Genomic DNA, 18821 nt, shown 5'->3' with positions numbered 1-18821 from the left:
TAAAGGATGGATGGAGTTATGAAATACAAACTAATTGCACTAGATGTGGATGGAACTCTTTTGAATGATGATCATGAAATTAGTGAACAGACGATGGAGACCGTGAAGGCCGTATCTAACACAGGGGCAGAAATTATTTTGTGCACGGGCCGGGGACCTCAGAATACGATACCCTTTATGGAACAGATGGGATTAACGGGGTATGTTATCAGTCATAATGGTGCAGCAACTGCTAAGGTAGACACGAGTGAGATCGTTCATCAATTCCCCATGGATCACATGTCGCTAACGCCATTTATGGAATATTGTAGGGATAAAGGTATTCACTTTGATGTTAACACACCGTTAGAAATGTTCGTGGATAGCGTGGAGAGTTTAGATGAAGTAATAAGAGGTATGTATGAGAATTATCTGACGTTACCATCGAATCTGCCAGAATGGACTGAATTTAAAGACCCTATCGTCAAATTCACGATGTTCGCTGAATCGGATGTTATTGATGATTTATATAAAGAATTAAGCAATTGGACATTCGATCTTACGATGCTCCGCAGTGGAGATTACTTCATAGATCTCATGAATAAAGAGGCTTCTAAAGGAAATGCATTGAAGCAACTTGCTATGAAACGTGGTATTCAACAGGAAGAGATATTAGCGATCGGGAATTATTATAACGATATCACGATGCTAACATTTGCAGGAAAAGGTATTGCGATGGATAATTCGCCTGTGGAAGTGAAGGCGGCGGCAGATGAAATAACACTTTCGAACAATGATGATGGTGTACATGCTGCGCTCCTTAAATACTGCCTCTCCTAAATAGTAAAGAGAAACGGGTTGTCCCAATAGTCATGAAAATGGCTAGGGACAACCCGTTTGTTTCTTATAGGCGAAAATAGATGTTCTGAAAAGACGCTCCGAGAACGGACCTTGCAGAAAATAAGGTATACTATTCGAAGTAGCGAAAGTGTTCGCCTTTGCCCTCTGATTTCAACCGCTATGCGGTATACAATCAAGAAATCGGAGGGCAACAGCGATCGTAAGGACAATCCGTCATTGTAGCGGCATCCTACACTAATGTGTGTGGATTTCTCAGTGGCCTTGATCTTGAACAGGCCGTTTTTTAGATCTAGGAGCATGAAAAGGAGAGACTTTATTCTTACCTGTCGTTTTGGAACGATACATCGCTTGATCTGCTTGTGATACTAATTCATCTGCAGTTACATTCTTTCTGAGACTACTATGTCCTACACTGATCGTTACGATGCTCTCTTGTTCAACACGTGCTCGTATGCTCTCTGCAATCTGATTTACATTGGCTCGTTTATCGACTAATGCGGCTACTAGTTCTTCTCCTCCATATCGACCCGATAGCCCTACTCCAGACACTTCTTCTTCGAGAATATTAGCTACCTGAATCAATACATCGTCTGCTTTGGCATGACCTTGAGTGTCATTCAATTTCTTGAAGTTGTCGATATCACAAAAAATGATAGAAACCTTTAATCCCTGATCCACATAACGATTCACATTTTTCATGAAGAACCGTCGGTTATAGAGGTTCGTTAATCCATCTGTAATAGAGGAACGATAGATGGATTGCATTTGCTCAACAATTCTTTGGAATAATATAAAAAAGATAACCGTGTAATACACAAGTGGAAGTAATAACCTCAATATATTGAGCGTTGTATTCATCTGATCTGTATAAAGATTAATAATGGTCATGATAACCCAAATTAGACTTACCATCGAGCCGAAGATGTATTTGTATTGTTGCCCAATGCGGGGTGATATCAACCGCAGACCTATAATAATAACGAATCCTTGATGGATATTAAGATAAAGAAACTGTCCCGAAGGGGTATTAAATGGTGGGAACCCTAAGGGGAAAAGTGGAACAAGAAATAGTAATATCATCAATCCAAGCAGTATGTATCCAGCTTTATTCATCTTTCGGTACAATAGATAAACGGATGCATTTAAAAGTAGAAATGAGAAGACCTGCATCCGCATAGACCATAGAGAATACCTATATACAACATCTCCTTCTGTTAGGTTGAAATGGATGTTCATTCCTTCGTATGCCATAATAAAGAGGAAGGCAAGCACCATATATAGGTAAGCTTGTCTACGTTGTTTGCTGTACATAATGAGACACATCACTGTCATGATGAATACTATATAAAAACTACATGTTGCAGCGAACCCCGATATGATAGGGGAGGACCAAAGTGAAGATGGCATCAATATTCCTCGTTCCTGAATGTGAATTTTATATACAACGAATGATTAATCCGTCATAATGAAACGTATGTTCTTAATATACCATAAATCCTCGGATGATAGATATGACTGACATTATAGAAAGAGGGAATACTCAATGAAATTGTTACAAGCATTATTCTTCCCACCTGAACAGCCGGGTGGTGTATCATCTATGATTCCTTATATGCAGGAGCGGTTCAGTTCCTCCCGCTGGGAGATGGATATGTTCTGGTTACCGAGGAGAATTCGCAACAAGGGTCAAGAAGAAGTTGTATTTGATACATTCGACTGGACCATTTATGAAGATAGTGACATCGTACAGAAATATATTCAGACTTATAGAGATTATCTCTGGTGGAGTCATATGCGTATTCAACAACCATATGAACTAATTCATGCACATCATCCGATTGCTGGACTAGCGTTGAAACAATTATTTCCTGATACACCACTGATCCAAACGATCCACTCTAGTTATGAAGGAGAGTTAATCCTCAATGGGAAGATTCAAGAGAATGGACCTGAGCATCAATTTCTAGTATCCCTATATCGTGAGTTGGAACACAAGAGTGATCGCTTAATAACGGTATCGCAATCCTTTGCAGGATATGTGTCACCTTATGTTAATCACCCTGAACTTATTAACGTCATTCCGAACGGATTTGATGAGAAACGATTCAGACCGATCCCCCATGAGAATGAGATAGCACAGCTTGTTACGGTCTGCCGTCTTGTCCCTGCGAAAGGATTGGATATTCTACTCAAAGCTTGTGCTGAGCTTAAAAATCGGGGATATGACTATGTGCTTCATATTATCGGTGACGGGCCCTTTCGTAAGGAGCTTGAGGGATTGGCACGTGAGCTCGGAATTTATAATGAAACGATATTTTATGGATATACGCTACATCCAGAAGAGTTTATTCCTTTCTTCGATATTTTCGTATTGCCATCTAGAGCGGAGTCTTTCGGCTCAGTATTCGCTGAAGCAGCTCTAAGCTGCCTTGCACTCGTCGGAAGTGACGTTGGTGGAATACCTGAACAAATCGAAGACGGTGTGAATGGATTGCTTGTTCCTGTTGAAGATGTTGTTGCCCTCAGTGATGCGCTTGAGAAGGTCATTAGTGATCCATCCTATCGATATGAACTGGCCCGTTCTGCTTGGGAGAAAGCGAAGAGTGAATATTCCCTTACCCATGTAGTCAACGTTCTGAAGACCATATACTTACAATATGACATGGAAAAGAGTGGATAAGAATGATTCCATTTCGCTTCATTCATACCGCTGATTTACACTTAGACAGCAAGTTTGCTGGTATGAAGGGCTTGTCGGATTCTATTCGACAGCATTTGAGGGATTCCACGTTCACTGCCTTGCGACATTTAATAGAAGTCGCAATTGTTGAACAAGTAGATTTCATTGTGATCAGTGGTGATGTGTATGATGCAGCAGATAGCTCATTGAGAGCTCATTTATGTTTGCAAGCGGCATTCGAGGAGCTTGGTAGTCACGGAATACATATTTATGTTATCCATGGGAATCATGATCCATTAGATGGACCTAGGCTGCAAATTAAGGCTGCGGATCATGTGCATGTATTCGGTCCTGAGGTGGAGAGTTATAGAGCTAGACGACGAACGGACCAACAGGAGGTTGCCGTTGTAAGTGGCATTTCCTATCCAACGTCCAAAGTAACGGAGAACACAGCTCTGAAATTTCGTAGAGAAGATGAGTCAACGCTGTTTCATATTGCGATACTGCATGCCAATGTAGATGGAGATCCCGTTCATGAGACATATTCACCTTGCACGCGTAAAGAATTGGAATCATCTGGGTATGATTATTGGGCGCTTGGACATATTCATCAGCGGCGAGTGATTCAGGAGTATCCACATATCGTATACGCTGGAAATATTCAAGGGAGAAGTGTGAAGGAGACTGGACCTAAGGGATGCTATGTTGTTGAAGTTTTTGAGGATGCCTCAATTCAGTTAATTTTTCATGAATTGGATCATGTACGCTATGTTCGAGAAGAAATATCGATTGATGGTATTCATGATATAGATGAATGGCGAATGCGAGTTGAGGAAAAGGTGGATGACATTCGAATTGTTCGTCCAGAACGAATGAGTATCGTACGCTGGATCATAACAGGACGCAGTTCCATTCATCGTGCATTAGAAAGTGGACATGTAGCACGCGAACTAGAAGATGAATTACGGCGTAGAGAAATAGCAAGAGCAGAAAGTGGACAATTCGGTGGATTAGTATGGAGCGAGAGCATTTCACTTCAATCGGGTATAGAAATTGATCGTTCTGAACTTATGCGCGAAGATCATTTTCTAGGTGAGATGCTTCGTCTTGCAGAGAAAGTAGACCAAGATGATGAGTTGACGAAGGAACTGCTGGATAAGGCATTGGCTCCCCTTATGAGCAATCGAGTGATTAGGGGGATCATGAATGAAACTAGTGAGCAGGAAAGACAGGAATGGCTAGAACGTGCTGGGGAGCTAGGTGCTATGTTGCTTCTTGACGAGGCTAGTGACGGAGGCAGAAAGTGATGAGAATTGAAAGACTACAGATTCATGGATTTGGGCGCTTGAAGGAACAAGATATAACGATCAATCCGGGAACTACGGTATTTATTGGACCTAATGAAGCGGGTAAAAGCACGATTCAGCAATTTGTACGTGCCATGCTCTTTGGAATCCCTAGTCGGTCTTATCCCACTGAAAGATATGAGCCACTGGCTGGTGGTGTTCATGGAGGCATTCTTACAGCAATAGATGCAGGGGGGAACAGATGGATCATTTCCCGGTTCGCAACGACTGGAGATGGAGGAAGTGGATCTGCTAACCGAACGGAGAAGCTCTCGATTATTAGAAATGATGAATATGGACAAGTTCAGCAGGTGACCCAACAAGAACTGGAACGTGAACTTTTGGGAGGGTTATCTCGTGAAATGTTCAATCAGTTATTTGCGATATCGTTAAGCGAACTTCAGGAAATACGTTCACTGCAATCCGATGAAATGAGCAGCTACTTATTTCATGCAGGGATTGGTGGTGGAAGTGAGATCATTCAGGCTGAACGCAAACTTACTCAGGATATGGAGAAGTTATACAAGCCAAAAGGCCGTGTACAAGATATTTCAAAAGTGCTGCAAACGATGGAGCAATTGGAGAAAGAAATATCTGTAAGTCGCTCCTTTCTGAAGCGGTATAATGACAATGCTTCAACACGGATGGAGACAGTTGAGCTATTAGATAGACAGGAGTGGACTCGCCAAATTTCTATTGAACGTCATCTACTCCTAAGAAAGGCGCAAGAGATCAGACCAATGTGGCTAAAATGGATGGAGGCAAAGCTTCAGGAGTCTTCTCTTCCAGAAGTTCCGTTTTTTCCTGAAGGAGGCGTACGAAGATGGGAGTCACTCCAAGCAGAAACGGATACAGCCTATCTTCGGCAAACGCAACTTCTCCGCAGTCAATTAGAGATACAAGCGCAACTTGATCAGTTGCCATATGATATGGAACTTGAAGATCAGGGCGATCTAATTGAACGCTTGAGTACTCGAAGAGAATCTTATGATGCAAAAAAGGGAGACTTGCAAGAAGTTAGAGCTGAAGCATCTGCGTTAGATATGCGGGTAACTCGTATTGTTCGGCAGATAGATTCAACTTGGACCAGGACTGAACTTCAGAATTTCTCTACATCAGTAGGTGAACGCGAGTCTGTGCGTCGTTATTCAGCTGGCTTTTCCAGTTATGATCGAAGAATAGAGAGTCTAGGTGTGGAGGTACAACAGTTACGGCAGCAAATGGATACTACGGAAGTAGGTTATCGTAGATCTCAGCAGGCATACAAGGAAGAGTGGGATGCGGGGAACAGTCGCTTTGCTATGTTGATACCTCGTAGCTCACAAGAAATGACTGCGCTTTGGAATGAGTTGCAAGAAACTCTAGAGCGTTGGCGTGAGAATAGAATGGTAAGGCTAACATCTTTGGGACAAGTTGAGAGTGATAGAGTTATACAGCAGCGCTTGAAGACAATAACTCGTGGATTTCTATGGGGTAGTAGCATTTTGACAATTGTCGTTCCACTACTTGTATGGAGCAGAGGATTTCCTATGCCTGCTATAGTTATAGCATCCATTTTATTACTTGTGGATGTCGTTCTACTATGGAATGGAATTCTGAAGTCTCCACCTCAGCGTGGCAAACGTGCAGATTCTAGACTTGTTGAAGATGAACGACAGGATCTGGAAGACATCACCAAGTTGATGTGTCGTCTTATAACGAACCCCTTCAATGCTACTGATGGTGAAGCTGCAAAGAGGCATCCGATCAATGCGACGGAAGTAGAGACAGGTGTGCGTGAACTACGTAAATTGATGGATCAATGGTTAGTTTGGCAGCAAAAGATAGATAAGCTGATGATAGAACTCAAGGCCTATCAAGATCGTATGAATACGTTAAGGCATGAACTCTCAAGGGTTGAAGAAGGTATGTCGAAGGAAGAGCGCATCTTTGAACAGCTTGAGAAGCAATGGGAGGGTTGGTTACGACAACGAGATCTTAACCTCCAGCTCTCACCAGAAGCTGTACTTGATATGTATGTGTTGGCAGAACAAGGGTTAGAGAATATAGATCATCTAGATAAGATAAATCGTAAAATGCATCAGCTACACCAGGATTGTCTTGATTATGAAACAGAATCGTTAAGTCTGTTGTCAGAAGGTGTAAATCCAGTGGACTTGTCTCCTGGAGCATGGATTGAACTGAAGAAGAAAGAATGGGATGAGTATCAGGAACAGGTTCGTAAACGTAAAATACTAACTTCGAGATTAGAACCTTTAGAAGAAGAGTTGCAGCTTCTGTCAGATGAGTTACAACGAGTAACATCTCTCAAAGAGGAACTAACCATGGAAGGAGAAGCCGTCAGTGGGGAGGACTATTTGCGACGTGGGGGGATTTATAAGCACCGTTCGGAATTAAAGGACAGCATTCTTCAGTGGGAAATTTCGATGTTTAGCGGCTCAGATGATCAGCGAAGAGAAGCCATTCTAAATGTATTAAATACTCATGATGAGACGGGATTAGAATTTGTATGTCAACATCATGAAATGGAATTGAACGAGGTTGAGTCCCGCTGGAATGAGTTGCAACAACAACATGGAAGGTTGTTGCAGGAGCGGGACCAATTAGAATTGTTATGTCTACATGATACAGCGATTCAGAAACTTGAGGAACAGAAAGCATCTTTAAAAGAATTAACAACTGATTATGCTGTGATGTCTATTTGCTCGGAATTGATCTCAAGAACCCGTCGTATTTATGAAGAAGAGAAGCAACCAGAAGTTTTGAAGATGGCGTCAATCTATTTCGCACGATTAACTAAAGGTGCTTATTCTCGCATTGTTATGAAAATGGGAGGGAAAGAGCTGCTTGCTGAGCACCGCGACCAAGGACTGATTGATAGTGCGAAACTTAGTCGAGGCACGGCTGAGCAGATGTATTTGGCCATGAGACTCGCTTTAGCAGGTACGATGAAATCAAAAGTATCGATCCCTTTACTTTTTGACGATATATTAGTTAATTTCGATCAGGAGAGAATGGTGGCTGCGTTGTCTCTGTTGCAGGAGATTTCTTCAACACGGCAGATTATCATGATGACTTGTCATCCCTATATCGTACAACATATTCAGGATAGGATGCCGACAGCTCATTTCATTTCGTTGCAACCATCAATTTGACGACCCAAAATAAACTGAGAAAACCGAAGAGTGGATATAAAATGGACAATAAATAACTGAATCCGAATTGGCTAACTATAAAACATGTCAGCATGATGGCCACGGAGATCACTTTGGGAGAAAAATGAAAATGTTGTTGAAGTTGTAAGTTAACCCCGTATATATCCGCAACAAAGGTTGTGAATATTTCGAGGAATATGAGCAGTACGTAAATCAATTGTACGGCTACACCCAATTGAAATGCGATATTGCCCATTGGAATCTCATATTGTGTAATGCCTGGCATTTGCGCTGACAGGGCGAAATGGGCGGCCATTAACATAAATCCAACGCCCAGTCCTCCAATAACTCCGCCCCATTTAATGACAGTAAGGCTCTCAGTTCGGCTACCTAGGGGGACAAGTATTGCTTGTGCCATAACGAGATTGAATGCCGTATAGAGTACTGGTGATAGCCATGCCATCGTTAGGTTCGTATCGGTAGATAAGGTTATGAAACGATCTGCATTTGGGGATTGCAATGTATTAGAGATGATGAGCAGTGAGATGGTCAGCATCATGGGTACAACAATACTGTTCATGTACATAATGGAATGCATGCCTCGACGAAGTAAGAAATAGGCACCTACAAGTGTTATAATTAGACCTGTCTGATAATGGAGATTTAGATGTTCCACAAATACAGAACCGGCGCCAGCAAGCATAATGCTGTTTACTCCGATGAGAACGAACAGCATGATAATACTGATGTACCCGCCTGATTTATGTCCAAACAAATACTTGTTTAGATCTTCATAGGATTTCGCACGAATGGTTCGTGAAATGATCATCATCTTCGTACCTAACCAAATAAAGAGGATGGTTGAAAGGATAATAGTCAACGTAGCCCACTTTCCATATTGAGTGAAGAACTGGAGGATTTCCTGTCCAGTAGCGAATCCGGCGCCAACAATGGTACCTATGTAAGTAAATGCAATTTGTAAAATTCTACCTAAGTTTTTCATTGTTACCTCCTTGAACATACTTCGCAATAGTACAAGGTATGTTGAAAAAGAGTGGGACATGACTATAAGTGCGAGTTCAAAAAGGTGACTTTTTGAACAACCTCTGTAACTTGTCCAAATGTACTTGATGTTTGGGCTATATATATGGTATTTTTACGACAAAGAATTGGCATGGGAGGGTAAACACTATGGAATTACTAAAACAACGAATTATTGAAGAAGGCACAATATTGTCCGATCAAGTATTGAATCTTGATGGATTATTGAATCATCAAGTAGACCCTCAATTAACGATGGAAATGGGTAGAGAGTTTGCAGCGAGGTTCAGGGAGTCTGGAATTACACGGGTAGTGACGGTCGAATCTTCCGGAATTTCAGTTGGTTTCGCTACTGCCTATGAACTTGGAGTGCCACTCGTATTTGCACGTCGCAAAAAGACACTTCTTGCTGATCCAGATGCATATTGTGAGCGCGTACCATCCTTCACCAAAGGAATAGTGACGGATATTATGTTATCAAGACGGTATCTAAGGAGTGAAGATCGGGTGCTTTTTATTGATGATATTATTGCTAATGGTGATGCTGCCAAAGGGTTGATCAAGATCATAGAACGTTCTGGAGCAGAACTAATGGGATTAGGAATTGTGATTGAGAAGTCTTTCCAAGCAGGAGCACGCACGATTCGAGAGCAAGGGTTTAGAGTTGAATCGCTTGTGAAGATTGCATCATTGACCGATGGAACGATTACTTTTCTCGAATAAAATAGGATATGATAAGCCCAAATATTCGCAATACCTTTCAAGTGGAATACGAATAGCTTATAATATAAAGTGTAAGGAAGAGAGAGGAGGCAACACAATGGGGAAAGAACCGATAACAGAACAATTCTTTGTTGATAAGTTGGCCGCTGCAAAGATTCATTTCGAACGTGCGGTAGATTGTAAACATACAGAATTTGATGATTTATATCCCTATATGCTTGAACACCCTCAATTTTTTTGGTACAAACGTTATGTCGCTTGGTCTGAATTGTTAACTATTGTGAGCTTGTGTGAGGAATTAGCGTTCTCGTGGAAGGAAATATTCACACCTCAACAAGTTGAGTATCTGAACAGTCGAGTGATGTCTGCTACAGTGCTAGATTTCTGGTTCGAGAAGAACGATAGTAAAGAACATGTGCAGCGATAATTCTGGGTTCAATATGAATTGAATACTTAATGTGTGTAATTTAATAATATGGCCTAAATGTAACTGTTTAGGTCCTTTTTATAAATGTAGGGAGTTGAATTCGTGAAATGATTAGTGATGGAGAATTGGATGCTTTTCGTGTTCAAGGTGAGAAAGTTCGTGTCGTTCGCGATTCAATCGCAAGCAATGATATAAGAGGGATTGTAGTGGCATGGGATGCAGAGCAGGTACTCATTCGACGACCTAATCGAAATGTGGTCAAGCTGGATCGCAATTACATTTACCAATTAGCCAGTGAACCCCGACTTGATCCATTGAAATAGTGAAGGTGAGTTACTACTATAATCGGTGGAGAATGACGTGATTTACTGTAATAAATAGGTATGATAAAATCATGATGCTAGTGTGGTTTTGAGTTGTTTCAACATAGTAGCATCATCATATGCGGTCATGGCGGAATTGGCAGACGCGCTGGCTTCAGGTGCCAGTGGTAGTTATACCATGGAGGTTCGAGTCCTCTTGACCGCATCATACTCTTAAACCCAGGAAGCCTTGCCTAGCAAGGCTTCGTTTCTTTTTGTCTGAGTTTGAATGATCGTTGTATGGGTCGGGTAGTAAGGATTCGGACTGGTTTTTCTACCATTCTACTAATATTGCTTTATTTTTATGAATAGGAACAATGAAATCGAGATTCCGATGTTCTCAGGTGGTTGAATATGTGTATATCGCTCGTTGCTTTCTCCTCGTTTATGAACTGCTTAAACTCTTCTCTCAGTAGCGCTATTCCGCCATTTTGTGGGCTGTAGTATTTTTGAAAATAATACGGAATCCCTATTTTGAAATGCAACTTCAAAAGTTTGACACCCGATATAAATTGCATGGTAAGATAGGCAGTTGTCTAGCCGATTACAGCACCTAACAAAATGAGAATGGGGTACAATATCTTGTTTGGTTCAATTGGAGATTAGGGAGGGATAGCAGAATGAGTAAATTCATCTTTAGCGACGTTTACTTCATTCGGTTGGGCTTGCATTGAGTGAAGGGCTTGTTCGAAGGAAATCGAATCCCACTTTAAAGCCAGTATTTCGTTGCATCTTAAGCCACAGTGAGCCGACAAACAATAACTTGGCTTCAAGCAATGTCACTCGTCGGAATCGTACCAGCACGCCCGCATGGAGTTGTTGTTTGCTTCAGTTATTTCAATGAATTGCATAAGTCATGTTGCATTAATTTATTTCTTATACACACGGACCGCGTGAGGTCCGTGTGTTTTTGGTGCAAGTAATTGGTAATCGAAGCTGGCACTTGATAATTTTTAATACAAAGAAGGTGCAAATATTAAACAATATGTAAAAAGAATTTACACGATGTTTACATATTGTTAATGTCTCGAAAACAATGGATAACTATACTAAATAGGTTACTACTTAGGTATCTCTAGAAGCTAAATTGACCCTTAAAAGCCGAAGTGAGTGAAGAAAGAATCGAAAGATTTTGTTTGCGGAATGTAGCGATTATACTGCGGATACGAGCAAATTGCTTTGCATTAGATAGCGTTCGATAGGAGCCAGATACTTTTATTTTAATTTTCACCATGCGAATGTCACGCTCGGCTTGGTTGTTATCAAAGGGAACGTAGGCATCACGAATAAAGCGAAGAATGGCTTCTTTGTGAAGCTGAAATCGCTGCCCTAGATTTGCTGCTTTGCTCTTTTTCTTTCTGCCAGCTTCCTTTACCACTTCCCAGGTCTCTTGGAAAACGCTTTCATATCAGTTGTCCAAGGCTGGTTATCATAGGTTTCAATGCCTATGCATTCACGTAATAAATGAGAGTTACATAACGCATGGACAAAGTTGTAGATCTCTTTGAAGTATGTGGCGTAGCAATCATGCACCAGTGTGTTTGTGAATCGAGGCAAAAAGTCCAGTTGCTCGATTCGCTGGGCATGCTCTTCAATGGTTTGAGTTAACGTCGTGATAAAGGCTGCAATTTCTGGATCTCCTTTGCTGATTCCTGAGATTTGCTCTGGCTTTAGCTTCACGATGTAACCTCTTTTCCGTTCTCTTATTTGTTTTCTATTTCTATCTTAATTTCCAATAGTTTCATATATGGGTACCTAAGTAGTAACCTAATTAGATGACAAAACTTCTAACAACATGAAGGAGACAGAATAATTTGAAAAACATTACAAAAAAGTTGAATACTAAACCAATCTTACGTGCTCTGAACGTCTTTTTGGCAGTTTCGTTGATCTTCACAACTCTATTCACAAATCCGATCACGGTTTCTGCCGCCGTCGATTATTCAAAACAAGCCTATGCGAGCTTCGTGATAAACAAGGGCAATCGCTATGACGTCTTGCGCGTCAACCCTAACATACTTAATACGGCAAATACGTATTTTATGTACACCCCCAAGAGTGGTCTTGCCACAACGCCCGCTTATCCAGCAACAGCCTCGGAAGTTATCGTTCAGGTCATGGACACTGATGTAACAGGCGGTTACACCACAACCAAGGCTGTTGGCCGTGTCATTTCAAAGCCGATTGCCGGTGACGGTACATTCGGCACAAAAATTCCCGAGAACAGTTTTGTTATAGGCGGCGAAGGTGCAACGTATCAAGCTGTCATAAACAGCCTTAACGTGGGCGATTTGATCGAATATATTCCGGCTACAGGTGCAAATGCCAGCGATGCGTATCAGCTTGCAGACCAAACGTATAACGGCGGCACCGGCGCTGCGACAAGTCCATACTGGGTAACGATCGCAACCCCCTCCAACGGAAGCTATACCATTCCGATTGATAAAGTGAATGACGGCACCGGTAATGGCACTATTAGTCTCTCCACTTATGGTACCTATGCGCTTTATATAGGCGAAACGGGACTCGCCGACTATATCAGTCACAATACCGGGACCGTGTATTCTTACCGGATCGGATTCAACGCTTCCGGCAACATCGTGTACTACGGCTCCTGGGCAACTAATCAAACAACAGTGGCAAACCTGAATGCTTTGGGTGTTACGAACCTGCTTGTCATCAAATTAAAAGCCACCGACACAGGCGTACCAACCTACCAGCCGGCGCCGGCCGATCAAGGTGCCTTTGCTCAGGAGTTTTCGAAAATCGTTGGATACAGTGCAACGAATGGAGGAACAGACACAGGCGCTTATACAGGCGTGATTGCCGCCGCCGCGAAAGCAGGCAACTTCTCCGGCTTCAAATTGACCGTATCCAACCCGTCTTTGACCGCGATCAAGCTCCCGAACGGCGGGATCGGCGTCACGGCTATCAATCCGACAACCGACGTTCCCAACACGATGACGGCCGCGAATAAAACCGTCATTTACACCAGTGTCTTCGGTAGCTCGGTCACGACACCTGATTCGACGAGCAATGTGATCGTTGTCGACAATACGGGCAATGTTCTACAGAACACAGCCGCAGGAAGTTCCCAAGGCATCTATACCATCCCCAGCAACGGCAGCGTTATTGTCAGCAATATGGGCTCGAGCTACTATGCAGCGGCCTTCGCCAACACCTTCCAGTTGGGCTCAAGCATTGCTTTTGATCCGACAACCATGCAGCTTACCTTGCTAAGCGCCTCGACGGTTGTTATCAAAACTGCTCTTCAAGCGGAGATTGCGGCAGCAACCGCATTGAATGAATCCGACTATACCTCCGCTACGTGGTCGGCACTTCAAACTGAATTGGCAGCAGCTCAGACGGTGGAGGCAAGCGATTCTGCCACCCAGAGCGAAGTGGACACTGCATGGATGAATCTGAAAAATGCAGTTCAGGCGTTGGTCAGACTCTCAGAGTCAAATGCAGTTTATGATATTCTGCACAGCGGGCTAACCTGGTCGACTCCGACAGGCGGGAATCTCAAGATCAATGCCGGCGGCGCCGTCGCAATCACAAATCTGAGAATAGATACACAGGATACGATAGGCTGGCCGAGTACCACCGCGACGATCCCGGGCGGCGGCTGGAGCATCAACACCCATGCTACACCTTATCTTTATGTGGATGTGACAACAGACCCGGATGTCACGAATGACGACTGGAATATCACCTTGAGCAACGGCAGCAGCAGCGTCAACCTTGACAAGATATTCAACGAAGGCTCGACAAATGACGGGCACGGATCGCAGAAGGTCAGGATCAATCTGAAAGATTCGAATTTTGCATCCATAACGACAGGCGGCGTGATCCATTTAAAAACCGTTTCGCTGCAAGCTGTTACCGAAATGTACCGAACGGTAACTTTCAACAAAGTGTATATCTCCGGCCCGCAGCAAAGCGAGGATACGAATAGTTATACGGATCCTGTAAAAATCCCTAACGGTGTGATGATGGATCGTACGGTAGAAAAGGATCCTTCAGAATACGAGATTAATCTCAAAAACAACGCAGTGGTTAACGACACGCTGAATCTTACCTATACATCCCAATCTGCTGGCCAATTAAGCGTAGAATTAGACGGGGAACCTGTTGATGGAACGTTGGTCACGCAGAAACCTGTATTGTCCGTTTACACGTACGGTCTCAACCCGACTAGTTTCCCATATGCCTCGGTGCTGTCACCAACTGAGGACGGAAGCGCCTGGAATGTGGATGGCCGATTCCAGAAAACGAGTACCGGAAGTACCAGCTATTGGCTGACCTCACCGGAACAGGTGCAACTATTAAATGAAGTGCATTCCGGTGTGAACGAGCTCCGAATTGCTCCCAGTAACTCGTCGGGTTATTTCAAGCTTGGAGAAACGCCTTTCGGAACGGATAACCTCAACGATATCCAGTTGAAGAATATCAGGCTTATCATGCCGAACGGCAAGGCCTATGCCCCGACAGGTGTTAATAAATACGCCCCTGTCGCCATTGGCAGCACCTCCTACTCGAAGACCGAAAACGTCACCTACTCCGACACTGCGGCTTATGCTCTCGGCGACGGATATCCGGCCGGTTCAAGTCTCGGTTTGGCCACTCTTGGCTTGTTGTTCGATATCTCTGCCGATGACATGGACCCGCTTTATAACGCCGAGTCTTTCTCGATCAACACGACGACCTTAACGGACGGGCCACACACCTTATCGCTTTATTTTAACGGCAGCGAGGTCAAACAAGTTAACTTTACGGTTAGCAATGCTGCGACCCGGCTTGCGCTTTCGCCGACTTATAGCAATGTCGGTTCTGCTTTTGACAGCGTGACACAATCATACTCTTTAAATTTGAACGTCAGTTCTGCGCTGAACGACCCGTTGGACGTAAGCTTCTATAAAGCGGAGCTCTTCCCGGTCAGCGGAACGGTCACTGAAGACAGCGGAAAAGCAGAACTCAGCGATGATCAGATCAACGCTTTGAGTTCAACCGATGCCAATATGAGCACCAACGCATCTTCAGAGGTTCCGTCGCATGAATTTGATGTCAACGTCGGATCCTATACAGGTAATGTGATCTTAAGCTATAACGGAAGTACGAAGCCTGGGGAAACGATTCGTTTCTCGGTGTATAATCCGACAACTACAACTTGGGATGTTCTGTACAAGAAGCAGACGAGCATCCAGAACAGCTTCGTCGTCGATTCGGCCCAATATGCTTCCGATGGCATCATCAAGACCAAAGCCGATCTGGTCTATGTCGATAACGGCTCCGATACCTTTATGTGGTTCTCCGACCCTCAGATGTATACGAACTTCACGGGGCTTAATCACTTTTATTCTGATGTGACCAATTATGCAGTTTCTCAATATCAGGACGGCGATATCGGTTACTTTATCAATACCGGCGACCTGGTCGACCTGAACGTAACCTCCAACTGGCAGATTGCCGACGCCGCGCAGCAGATTCTGGATGACGCCGGCGTGCCGAACGGAGTTCTCTCCGGGAACCATGATGTCGGCAACCATACCGGAGTCCGCGGAGATTATACAAGCGGCGATTATAGGAACTATAAGAAGTATTTCGGCGAGTCGAGATATATCAACAACGATTGGTATGGAGGCAACATCGACGACAATACCAATCATTACGACCTGGTCACGATAGACGGCAAGGACTTCATATTCCTCTATCTCGGCATGGGCAGAGAGGCAAGCAGCGAAACCGTCAGCTGGGCCAACGAGGTATTGAGCAAATACCGTGATCGCAACGCCATCATCGGAGTTCACCAATATCTGAGCTATAAAGGCCAGTATTATGTAGATACTAACGGCAATAGTGAAACTGTTGGGCAAGATATATTCAATAAAATCGTCACGCCTAACAGCAATGTCGTCATGGTTCTATGCGGACATGAACCGGGCGCATTCACTCGGGTGACTCCCATTGCCGGAACGGATCGGAATGTCATTGAGATGCTAGCCAACTATCAAGTAGTGGATATCAGCCGCTCTCAGACGAGTACGGACACCTATTTCAGGTCTAACGGCGACGGATTCGTCAGGCTGATGACGATCGACGGGAACAAGCTGAACTTCACTACGTACTCCCCGTCGCTTGATAAGTACAACGCCTTCGCGCCACAAATCGACACTGGCACGGAAACGCTTGATCTGCAGAAGCCAGATCGTCAGCTGACGACCCTTAACTTCACCGCTACGGCTGGATCCGCCACACCGATCCAAGCCATTCAGGACCAGGCAAGCGGGAGCACGGTCTCAAGTACGCTTGATATGTCGAATGAGACGGCCGGAACCGGGATGTATGCTGCAATCCAGGATTCTGCAGGGAATATCACGTATTCTCCGGTATTCGTTTGGGCTACCGATGCAACTGCAGATCTGACATTCACCACTCAGCCCGAAGACGTGACGACGGGTGTAGGCGGAGCTGCCAACTTATCCGTTGCAGCAAGCGGCGAAGGGGTACTCTCCTATCAGTGGTATAGCAACACGGTAAACAGCAACAGCGGAGGAACCCTCATCGATGGAGCGATAGACAGCAGCTATTCCGCACCGACTGATGCAGCGGGAACAACCTACTTCTACTGTGTAGTGACCAGCCCCGACACCGGGGCAACGGCAACGAGCAATGCTGCCAAGGTGACCATCATTACGCTGGATATGATTGTGTTGACGACAATGGCTGGCGACTCGCAAGTGGATCTTGCATGGACATCCGTAGTGAATGCGACGTACACATATGATGTGAAACGAAGCACAACGTCCGGTTATTCTTATGTAACAATCGCAACGGATGTGGCAGCATCAAGCTACAAGGATACAACCGTAGACAACGGAACGACTTACTACTATGTCGTCACAGCGCTGGATCAAGGAGTGGAGAGCGCTTGGTCCAATGAAGCAAGTGCGACTCCAACTGAAGTGGTTGTTGTGCCAGCAGCGCCTACAGGCTTGATAGCAACGGCTGGCGACTCGCAAGTGAGTCTTGCATGGACCTCCGTATCGGATGCGACGTACACATACAACGTGAAGCGAAGCACGACGCCAGGCGGTTCTTATGTGACAATCGCAATGGATGTGACAGCATCAAGTTACAAGGATACAACCGTAGCGAACGGAACGACTTACTACTATGTCGTCACAGCGCTAGATCAAGGAGTGGAGAGCGCCGAGTCAAACGGAGCGATAGCGACACCGACTGCAGCGTATGTGCCGACGCCAACGCCAACGCCGACACCAACGCCGACGCCGACGCCGACGCCAACGCCAACGCCGACACCAACGCCAACACCGGAACCAACGCCTGGAAAACCAACGCTCAAGGGTGATCTTGTAGACGTTGAAGCGTTGAAGAGTACGATCGTACACGCAATAGAAACCGTTCCTGCTCTTACTTTTGATGATGTGTCGACAACAGGCTGGAGTACGAAATCAATCACGTTGGCTTCGCAAATCGGTTTTGTGACAGGGTATGCCGATGGCACTTTCCGTGCTGGCTCCTTCATTACAAGAGCAGAGTTCGCTACAATGCTCGTCAAAGCATTGGGAATCAAAGCTGAAGGTTCCGATACTTTCAACGACACTCATGGTCACTGGGCAGAGGTGGCTATTGAAGCTCTCAAGTCAAATGGTATAATTGCAGGTTATGGAGACGGAACCTTCAAGCCGGACAATGAGATCTCTCGTGCTGAGATGGCAACTATTCTCGCCAAGATAATGGATTTGAGGAACGTATCCGTAGCTTCCATGTTCTCGGACATATCGGGCAATTGGGCAGAGCAATCCATTAATCAACTGGCTAACGCGGGCATTATTAATGGTAAAGGGGCAAATACATTTGATCCTGACTCCCCTGCATCTCGCGCAGAGTCGGTAGCGCTAATCCTTCGCGTTCTGAATGTGGGCCTTGGTCTAGATTTGAAGCTGTAAGAACCTCCAGCTCGGAGGCGATTTCGTCAAGAACAGCCCGTTCGGATTGTATCTTAAGATTACAGGATCCACCCGTTACCGCAGAACCAACTTGATGGAATTGCGCTTTGACGCGGTTCCATCAAGTTGGGCGGTACCGCGAACTGACGCTCCTCGTCCCAGTACGGACGAAGGGCGTCTTTTTGTTAAATCAAAATAGGAAGATAGGTCAAGGAACAATGAATCGCGTTTACAACTTTAACTCGGGTCCAGTAGTATTGCCGTTTGGGATGCT

12 protein-coding genes and 1 tRNA gene are annotated in these 18821 nt (G+C 44.4%); 9 read left to right on the top strand and 4 right to left on the bottom strand.

Annotated features, from left to right (window positions below; translation table 11 throughout):
- Positions 1–18: 18 nt before the first annotated feature.
- A complete protein-coding gene (locus AC1TO8_RS03610) occupies positions 19–819 on the top strand; it encodes a Cof-type HAD-IIB family hydrolase (RefSeq protein WP_482054230.1) in 801 nt (266 codons plus the stop codon).
- A gap of 273 nt (positions 820–1092) precedes the next feature.
- Here the strand turns inward: AC1TO8_RS03610 and AC1TO8_RS03605 are convergent, their stop codons facing one another.
- The gene (locus AC1TO8_RS03605; protein ID WP_482054229.1) at positions 1093–2172 is read right to left on the bottom strand and encodes a GGDEF domain-containing protein; all 1080 of its coding nucleotides are present in this window, start codon (positions 2170–2172) and stop codon (positions 1093–1095) included.
- A gap of 211 nt (positions 2173–2383) precedes the next feature.
- Here AC1TO8_RS03605 and AC1TO8_RS03600 point away from each other — a divergent pair, with 211 nt between their 5' ends.
- From AC1TO8_RS03600 to AC1TO8_RS03590, 3 genes are read left to right on the top strand one after another with little or no spacing between them, the layout of a single operon-like run.
- Positions 2384–3520: a glycosyltransferase family 4 protein gene (locus AC1TO8_RS03600; RefSeq protein WP_482054228.1), complete on the top strand. Its 1137-nt coding sequence runs from the start codon at positions 2384–2386 to the stop codon at positions 3518–3520.
- A 2-nt stretch (positions 3521–3522) separates the two neighbouring features.
- Entirely contained in the window at positions 3523–4827 is a 1305-nt protein-coding gene (locus tag AC1TO8_RS03595; RefSeq protein ID WP_482054227.1) for a metallophosphoesterase family protein, read from the top strand.
- A complete protein-coding gene (locus AC1TO8_RS03590) occupies positions 4827–8021 on the top strand; it encodes an AAA family ATPase (protein ID WP_482054226.1) in 3195 nt (1064 codons plus the stop codon). The genes AC1TO8_RS03595 and AC1TO8_RS03590 overlap by 1 nt, the downstream gene beginning before the upstream one ends.
- On the opposite strand, the gene AC1TO8_RS03585 is transcribed toward AC1TO8_RS03590, so the two are convergent.
- Positions 7996–9024: a YkvI family membrane protein gene (locus tag AC1TO8_RS03585; RefSeq protein ID WP_482054225.1), complete on the bottom strand. Its 1029-nt coding sequence runs from the start codon at positions 9022–9024 to the stop codon at positions 7996–7998. The genes AC1TO8_RS03590 and AC1TO8_RS03585 overlap by 26 nt on opposite strands.
- Before the next feature lie 188 nt (positions 9025–9212).
- Here AC1TO8_RS03585 and AC1TO8_RS03580 point away from each other — a divergent pair, with 188 nt between their 5' ends.
- The 4 genes from AC1TO8_RS03580 to AC1TO8_RS03565 all read left to right on the top strand — a co-directional run bounded on the left by AC1TO8_RS03580 (position 9213) and on the right by AC1TO8_RS03565 (position 10740).
- Positions 9213–9785 (top strand): xanthine phosphoribosyltransferase, encoded by a 573-nt coding sequence (locus AC1TO8_RS03580; protein ID WP_482054224.1) that lies wholly within the window; start codon positions 9213–9215, stop codon positions 9783–9785.
- 97 nt (positions 9786–9882) lie between these two features.
- The gene (locus tag AC1TO8_RS03575) at positions 9883–10212 is read left to right on the top strand and encodes a hypothetical protein (protein WP_482054223.1); all 330 of its coding nucleotides are present in this window, start codon (positions 9883–9885) and stop codon (positions 10210–10212) included.
- Between the two features lie 107 nt (positions 10213–10319).
- Positions 10320–10535: a hypothetical protein gene (locus AC1TO8_RS03570; RefSeq protein ID WP_482054222.1), complete on the top strand. Its 216-nt coding sequence runs from the start codon at positions 10320–10322 to the stop codon at positions 10533–10535.
- Positions 10536–10656: 121 nt separating this feature from the next.
- Positions 10657–10740, top strand: a tRNA-Leu gene (locus tag AC1TO8_RS03565).
- A gap of 909 nt (positions 10741–11649) precedes the next feature.
- On the opposite strand, the gene AC1TO8_RS03560 is transcribed toward AC1TO8_RS03565, so the two are convergent.
- Together AC1TO8_RS03560 and AC1TO8_RS03555 are read right to left on the bottom strand one after the other, a co-directional pair.
- A complete protein-coding gene (locus AC1TO8_RS03560; protein WP_482054221.1) occupies positions 11650–11952 on the bottom strand; it encodes an IS66 family transposase in 303 nt (100 codons plus the stop codon).
- Positions 11946–12254: an IS66 family transposase gene (locus tag AC1TO8_RS03555; protein ID WP_482054220.1), complete on the bottom strand. Its 309-nt coding sequence runs from the start codon at positions 12252–12254 to the stop codon at positions 11946–11948. The genes AC1TO8_RS03560 and AC1TO8_RS03555 overlap by 7 nt, the downstream gene beginning before the upstream one ends.
- Positions 12255–12388: 134 nt before the next feature.
- Between AC1TO8_RS03555 and AC1TO8_RS03550 the strand changes: the two genes are divergently transcribed.
- Positions 12389–18547 carry an S-layer homology domain-containing protein gene (locus tag AC1TO8_RS03550; RefSeq protein ID WP_482054219.1) on the top strand — a complete coding sequence of 2053 codons (6159 nt, stop codon included), beginning with the start codon at positions 12389–12391 and terminating at the stop codon, positions 18545–18547.
- The last annotated feature ends 274 nt before the right edge of the window (positions 18548–18821 follow it).

The organism is Paenibacillus sp. Y859 (assembly GCF_056786405.1).
This window is presented reverse-complemented; position numbering and strand designations above follow the sequence as displayed.